General features: G+C 59.0%; 6 protein-coding genes. All 6 read left to right on the forward strand.

All coding sequences use genetic code 11. The features are described from left to right. Nucleotides 1–224 precede the first annotated feature (224 nt). On the forward strand, nucleotides 225–1,334 hold the full coding sequence (gene livK / locus B498_RS17230) for a high-affinity branched-chain amino acid ABC transporter substrate-binding protein LivK (protein WP_008500098.1): 1,110 nt from the start codon (nucleotides 225–227) through the stop codon (nucleotides 1,332–1,334). A gap of 46 nt (nucleotides 1,335–1,380) precedes the next feature. Next, the gene (gene livH, locus B498_RS17225; RefSeq protein ID WP_008500099.1) at nucleotides 1,381–2,307 is read left to right on the forward strand and encodes a high-affinity branched-chain amino acid ABC transporter permease LivH; all 927 of its coding nucleotides are present in this window, start codon (nucleotides 1,381–1,383) and stop codon (nucleotides 2,305–2,307) included. Then, entirely contained in the window at nucleotides 2,304–3,581 is a 1,278-nt protein-coding gene (gene livM / locus B498_RS17220) for a branched chain amino acid ABC transporter permease LivM (RefSeq protein WP_008500100.1), read from the forward strand. The genes livH and livM overlap by 4 nt, the downstream gene beginning before the upstream one ends. Then, nucleotides 3,578–4,345: a high-affinity branched-chain amino acid ABC transporter ATP-binding protein LivG gene (gene livG / locus B498_RS17215; RefSeq protein ID WP_008500101.1), complete on the forward strand. Its 768-nt coding sequence runs from the start codon at nucleotides 3,578–3,580 to the stop codon at nucleotides 4,343–4,345. The genes livM and livG overlap by 4 nt, the downstream gene beginning before the upstream one ends. Before the next feature lies 1 nt (nucleotide 4,346). Further along, entirely contained in the window at nucleotides 4,347–5,060 is a 714-nt protein-coding gene (gene livF, locus B498_RS17210) for a high-affinity branched-chain amino acid ABC transporter ATP-binding protein LivF (protein ID WP_008500102.1), read from the forward strand. 247 nt (nucleotides 5,061–5,307) lie between these two features. Next, on the forward strand, nucleotides 5,308–6,624 hold the full coding sequence (gene ugpB / locus B498_RS17205) for a sn-glycerol-3-phosphate ABC transporter substrate-binding protein UgpB (protein WP_008500103.1): 1,317 nt from the start codon (nucleotides 5,308–5,310) through the stop codon (nucleotides 6,622–6,624). Nucleotides 6,625–6,647: the final 23 nt, after the last annotated feature.

A 6,647-nucleotide genomic window follows, 5' to 3' on the forward strand; every position in this document is an offset into this window, starting at 1 on the left:
TATGCTGCAAACTGCACTTTTATTTGTTTATCTCTGCCTGATTTCAGAATATTATCTTTGCTTAATCGCCTGAAAAATAGAGATTTTAGTCTGGTTTTGACAAAAACCTGCGCTAAACCATTAAAGGCACTGGTAAAAATAGCGTTGTTCATTAAAAGTACAGAATGCTTTTTAACCATAATAAAACAAAATATAAACACGACATCACGAATGGGGATTCAGAGATGAAAAGGAACGCGAAGACGTTAATCGCGGGGATGGTCGCACTGTCGATCTCGCATGCCGCCATGGCGGAAGACATTAAAGTTGCGGTAGTGGGGGCGATGTCCGGCCCTGTTGCCCAGTGGGGTGACATGGAGTTCAACGGTGCGCGCCAGGCCATCAAAGACATCAACGCTAAGGGCGGCATCAAGGGCGACAAGCTGGTGGGCGTGGAATATGACGACGCCTGCGATCCGAAACAGGCCGTCGCGGTCGCCAACAAAATCGTCAACGATGGCATCCAGTATGTGATCGGCCACCTGTGCTCATCGTCCACCCAGCCCGCGTCTGACATCTACGAAGACGAAGGCATTCTGATGATCACCCCTGGCGCCACTAACCCTGAGCTGACCCAGCGCGGCTACCAGCACATCATGCGCACCGCCGGTCTGGACTCCTCTCAGGGGCCTACCGCCGCCAAATACATCCTTGAAACCGTCAAGCCGCAGCGTATCGCCATTATTCATGACAAGCAGCAGTACGGCGAAGGCCTGGCGCGCTCCGTTCAGGACGGCCTGAAAAAAGGCGGGGCGAACATCGTCTTCTTCGACGGCATTACCGCCGGTGAAAAAGACTTCTCCGCGCTGATCGCCCGCCTGCAAAAAGAGAATATCGACTTCGTTTACTACGGCGGCTACTACCCGGAAATGGGGCAGATGCTGCGCCAGGCGCGCGCCACCGGCCTGAAAACCCAGTTCATGGGGCCAGAGGGCGTGGGCAATGCCTCCCTGTCCAACATCGCCGGGGATTCTGCCGAAGGCATGCTGGTGACGATGCCAAAACGCTATGACCAGGATCCGGCCAACAAGGCTATCGTGGATGCGCTCAAGGCGCAGAAGAAAGATCCGAGTGGTCCGTACGTCTGGATCACCTATGCCGCCGTACAGTCTCTGGCCACCGCGCTGGATCGTACCGGCAGCAAAGAACCGCTGGATCTGGTGAAAGATTTAAAAGCACACGGGGCGAACACCGTGATTGGGCCGCTGAACTGGGATGAGAAAGGCGATCTGAAGGGATTTGAGTTTGGTGTCTTTAAGTGGCACGCCGACGGTTCGTCTTCGGCCGCCAAATAATTATCCCACCGCCCGGCATGACGGGCGGGTATAAAAAGGTTTGCATATGTCCGAGCAGTTTCTCTATTTCCTGCAGCAGATGTTTAACGGCGTCACGCTGGGAAGCACCTACGCGCTGATCGCCATCGGCTATACGATGGTTTACGGCATTATCGGCATGATCAACTTCGCCCACGGCGAGGTCTACATGATCGGTAGCTATGTCTCCTTTATGATTATCGCCGCCCTGATGATGATGGGCATCGACAGCAGCTGGCTGCTGGTCGCCGCCGGGTTTGTCGGCGCGATTGTGATTGCCAGCGCCTACGGCTGGAGCATCGAGCGCGTGGCCTACCGGCCGGTGCGCAGCTCCAAGCGTCTGATTGCACTGATTTCCGCCATCGGGATGTCGATCTTCCTGCAAAACTACGTCAGCCTGACCGAAGGCTCGCGCGACGTGGCGCTGCCAAGCCTGTTTAACGGCCAGTGGATTGTGGGAGCCAGCGAAAACTTCGCGGCCTCTATCACCACCATGCAGCTGGTTATCTGGGTCGTGACCTTTATTGCGATGCTGGCCCTGACGCTGTTCATCCGCTACTCGCGGATGGGACGCGCCTGCCGCGCGTGCGCAGAAGACCTGAAGATGGCGAGCCTGCTCGGCATCAATACCGACCGCGTGATTGCCCTGACCTTCGTGATTGGCGCCGCGATGGCTGCCGTCGCAGGCGTGCTGCTCGGCCAGTTCTACGGCGTGATCAACCCGTACATCGGCTTTATGGCCGGGATGAAAGCTTTTACCGCGGCGGTGCTGGGCGGTATCGGCAGTATTCCGGGCGCGATGATTGGCGGCCTGATCCTGGGCGTGGCGGAAGCGCTCTCTTCGGCGTACCTGAGCACGGAATATAAAGACGTGGTGTCGTTTGCCCTGCTGATTCTGGTTCTGCTGGTCATGCCTACCGGTATTCTGGGCCGTCCGGAGGTAGAGAAAGTATGAAACCGATGCATTTTGCAATGGCGCTGCTCTCTGCCGCCATGTTCTTCGTGCTGGCGGGCGTCTTTATGGGCGTCCAGCTTGAGCTGAATGGCACCAAACTGGTGGTGGATACCGCCCCCGACATCCGCTGGCAGTGGGTGTTTATCGGTACCGCCGTCGTGTTCCTGTTCCAGCTGCTGCGTCCGCTGTTCCAGAAGTCGCTGAAAAACGTCTCCGGGCCGAAATTCGTCCTGCCGGCCATCGACGGGTCTACCGTTAAGCAGAAGCTGTTCCTCGTGGCGCTGCTGGTGGCTGCCGTGGCGTGGCCGTTCGTGGTGTCTCGTGGAACCGTGGATATCGCTACCCTGACCATGATCTACGTGATCCTCGGTCTCGGTCTGAACGTGGTGGTGGGGCTCTCAGGCCTGCTGGTGCTGGGCTACGGCGGCTTCTACGCCATCGGCGCCTACACCTTCGCGCTGCTGAACCACTATTACGGGCTCGGCTTCTGGACCTGCCTGCCGCTGGCAGGGCTGGTCTCTGCCGCCGCAGGCTTCCTGCTCGGTTTCCCGGTGCTGCGCCTGCGCGGTGACTACCTGGCGATTGTGACCTTAGGCTTCGGTGAAATCGTCCGTATCCTGCTGCTGAACAACACCGAAGTGACCGGCGGCCCGAACGGCATCAGCCAGATCCCGAAACCAACCTTCTTCGGCCTGGAGTTCAGCCGCACCGCCCGCGAAGGCGGCTGGGACACCTTCAGTAACTTCTTCGGCGTGAAGTATGACCCGTCCGACCGCGTCATCTGGCTCTATCTGGTGGCGCTGCTGCTGGTGGTCATCACCCTGTTCGTGATTAACCGCCTGCTGCGCATGCCGCTGGGCCGCGCGTGGGAAGCGCTGCGCGAAGATGAGATCGCCTGCCGCTCCCTGGGCCTGAACCCGACCCGCATCAAGCTGACCGCGTTTACCATCAGCGCCGCGTTTGCCGGTTTTGCCGGGACGCTGTTTGCCGCGCGTCAGGGCTTCGTCAGCCCGGAATCGTTCACCTTTGCCGAATCCGCCTTTGTGCTGGCGATTGTGGTGCTGGGCGGGATGGGCTCGCAGTTCGCCGTTATCCTGGCGGCCATCCTGCTGGTGGTCTCGCGCGAGCTGATGCGCGACTTTAACGAATACAGCATGTTAATGCTGGGTGGTTTGATGGTGCTGATGATGATCTGGCGTCCGCAGGGCTTGCTGCCGATGACCCGTCCACAGCTGAAGCTGAAGAACGGGCAAGCGAAAGGAGAGCAGGCATGAGTCAGCCATTATTATCCGTTAACGGTCTGATGATGCGTTTTGGCGGCCTGCTGGCGGTCAACAACGTGAATCTGGATCTGCACAAGAAAGAGATTGTCTCCCTGATTGGCCCGAACGGTGCGGGGAAAACCACGGTCTTTAACTGCCTGACCGGCTTCTACAAGCCGACGGGTGGCACCATCATGCTGCGCGATCAGCATCTTGAAGGGCTGCCGGGCCAGCAGATTGCCCGCATGGGCGTGGTGCGTACCTTCCAGCACGTGCGTCTGTTCCGCGAGATGACGGTGATTGAGAACCTGCTGGTGGCGCAGCATCAGCAGCTGAAAACCGGGCTGTTCTCCGGCCTGCTGAAAACCCCGGCCTTCCGCCGCGCCCAGGATGAAGCGCTCGATCGCGCCGCCACCTGGCTCGACCGCATTGGCCTGCTGCAGCACGCCAACCGTCAGGCGAGCAACCTGGCCTACGGCGACCAGCGTCGTCTGGAGATTGTGCGCTGCATGGTGACGCAGCCGGAAATCCTCATGCTCGACGAACCGGCGGCGGGCCTCAACCCGAAAGAGACCAAAGAGCTGGACGAGCTGATTGCCGAACTGCGCGATCACCACGACACCACCATTCTGCTGATTGAGCATGACATGAAGCTGGTGATGGGCATTTCCGACCGTATCTACGTGGTCAACCAGGGCACGCCGCTGGCAAACGGCACGCCGGAAGAGATCCGCAACAACCCGGACGTGATCCGCGCATACCTGGGTGAGGCATAAGATGGAAAAAGCGATGTTAACGTTCGACAAGGTCAATGCGCACTACGGCAAGATCCAGGCGCTGCACGACGTCAGCCTGCATATCAACCAGGGTGAAATCGTCACCCTGATTGGCGCCAACGGCGCGGGTAAGACCACGCTGCTCGGCACCCTGTGCGGTGACCCGCGCGCCACCAGCGGGCGGATTGTGTTTGACGGCAAAGACATTACCGACTGGCAGACCGCCAGAATCATGCGCGAGGCGGTGGCGATTGTTCCGGAAGGGCGTCGCGTGTTCTCGCGTATGACGGTGGAAGAGAACCTGGCGATGGGCGGCTTCTTCGCCCACCGCGATGAATACCAGACCCGCATCAAGTGGGTGTACGAACTCTTCCCGCGCCTGTGGGAGCGTCGCATCCAGCGTGCGGGCACCATGTCCGGCGGTGAACAGCAGATGCTGGCGATCGGCCGCGCGCTGATGAGCCAGCCGCGCCTGCTGCTGCTGGATGAGCCGTCGCTCGGCCTGGCGCCGATCATCATCCAGCAGATCTTCGACACCATTGAGCAGCTGCGTAAAGAGGGGATGACCATCTTCCTCGTTGAGCAGAACGCCAACCAGGCGCTGAAGCTGGCTGACCGTGGCTACGTGCTGGAGAACGGCCGCGTGGTGCTTGAGGATACCGGAGACGCACTGCTGGCGAACGAAGCGGTGCGGAGCGCTTACCTGGGCGGCTGAGCCGTCTGTATCGCCCGGTGGCGCTGCGCTTACCGGGCCTACAGGGATCGACCAGGCCGGGTAAGGCGTAGCCGCCACCCGGCTTTTTTAACCACTACACCCCTTCACACAACCATCATCCCCCTGACCCTTTGCTGTCACTTATCTGTAAACAAACAGTTATTTTTCTGTCATTCGAGCATGTCATGTTACCTCGCGAGCATAAAACGCGTGATATCGCGCATCCGGCACAATAAGAGAGATGACAATGACATCGTTACGACACACAGCTTTGGGTCTGGCATTGGGTCTGGCTTTTGCGACGAACGCAATGGCTGTGACGACCATTCCGTTCTGGCATTCCATGGAAGGGGAGTTGGGTAAAGAAGTTGACTCCCTGGCGCAGCGTTTCAACGACACCCATCCGGATTACAAAATTGTGCCGGTGTACAAAGGCAACTACGAGCAGAGCCTGAGCGCGGGCATCGCCGCCTTCCGTACCGGCAACGCGCCTGCACTGTTACAGGTTTATGAAGTGGGCACCGCCACCATGATGGCCTCCAAAGCCATCAAGCCGGTCTATGAAGTGTTCAAAGAAGCGGGTATTAACTTCGATGAATCCCAGTTCGTGCCAACCGTAGCGGGTTACTACACCGATTCCAAAACCGGACATCTGCTGTCTCAGCCGTTTAACAGCTCCACGCCGGTGCTGTACTACAACAAAGACGCCTTCAGGAAAGCCGGTTTAGACCCGGAGCAGCCGCCAAAAACCTGGCAGGACCTGGCCGAATACACCGCGAAGCTGAAAGCGGCGGGAATGAAGTGCGGCTACGCCAGCGGCTGGCAGGGCTGGATCCAGATCGAAAACTTCAGCGCCTGGCACGGCCTGCCGGTGGCGACCAAAAACAACGGCTTCGACGGCACCGACGCGGTACTGGAGTTCAACAAGCCGGAGCAGGTGAAGCACATCGCGCTGCTGGAAGAACTCAACAAGAAGGGCGACTTCAGCTACTTCGGGCGTAAAGACGAATCCACCGAGAAGTTCTACAACGGCGATTGCGCCATTACCACCGCCTCGTCCGGCTCGCTGGCGGATATCCGCCACTACGCCAAATTCAACTACGGCGTGGGCATGATGCCGTACGATGCCGACGTGAAGGGCGCGCCGCAGAACGCCATCATCGGCGGGGCGAGCCTGTGGGTGATGCAGGGTAAAGACAAGGGCACCTACAAAGGCGTGGCCGAGTTCCTTGACTTCCTGGCGAAGCCGGAAAACGCCGCCGAATGGCACCAGAAGACCGGCTACCTGCCGATCACCAAAGCCGCATATGACCTGACCCGCGAGCAGGGCTTCTACAGCAAGAACCCGGGCGCGGATATCGCGACGCGTCAGATGCTGAACAAGCCGCCGTTGCCGTTCACCAAAGGCCTGCGTCTGGGCAACATGCCGCAGATCCGCACCATCGTGGATGAAGAGCTGGAAAGCGTCTGGACCGGGAAGAAAACGCCACAGCAGGCGCTGGATTCCGCGGTAGAGCGCGGGAATCAGCTGCTGCGCCGCTTTGAGCAGTCGACGAAATCGTAATCCGTGATTCGCCCGGTGGCGCT

Origin of the sequence: Enterobacter sp. SST3, assembly GCF_000286655.1 — a bacterium.
In the GTDB taxonomy this organism is placed as follows: domain Bacteria; phylum Pseudomonadota; class Gammaproteobacteria; order Enterobacterales; family Enterobacteriaceae; genus Enterobacter; species Enterobacter roggenkampii.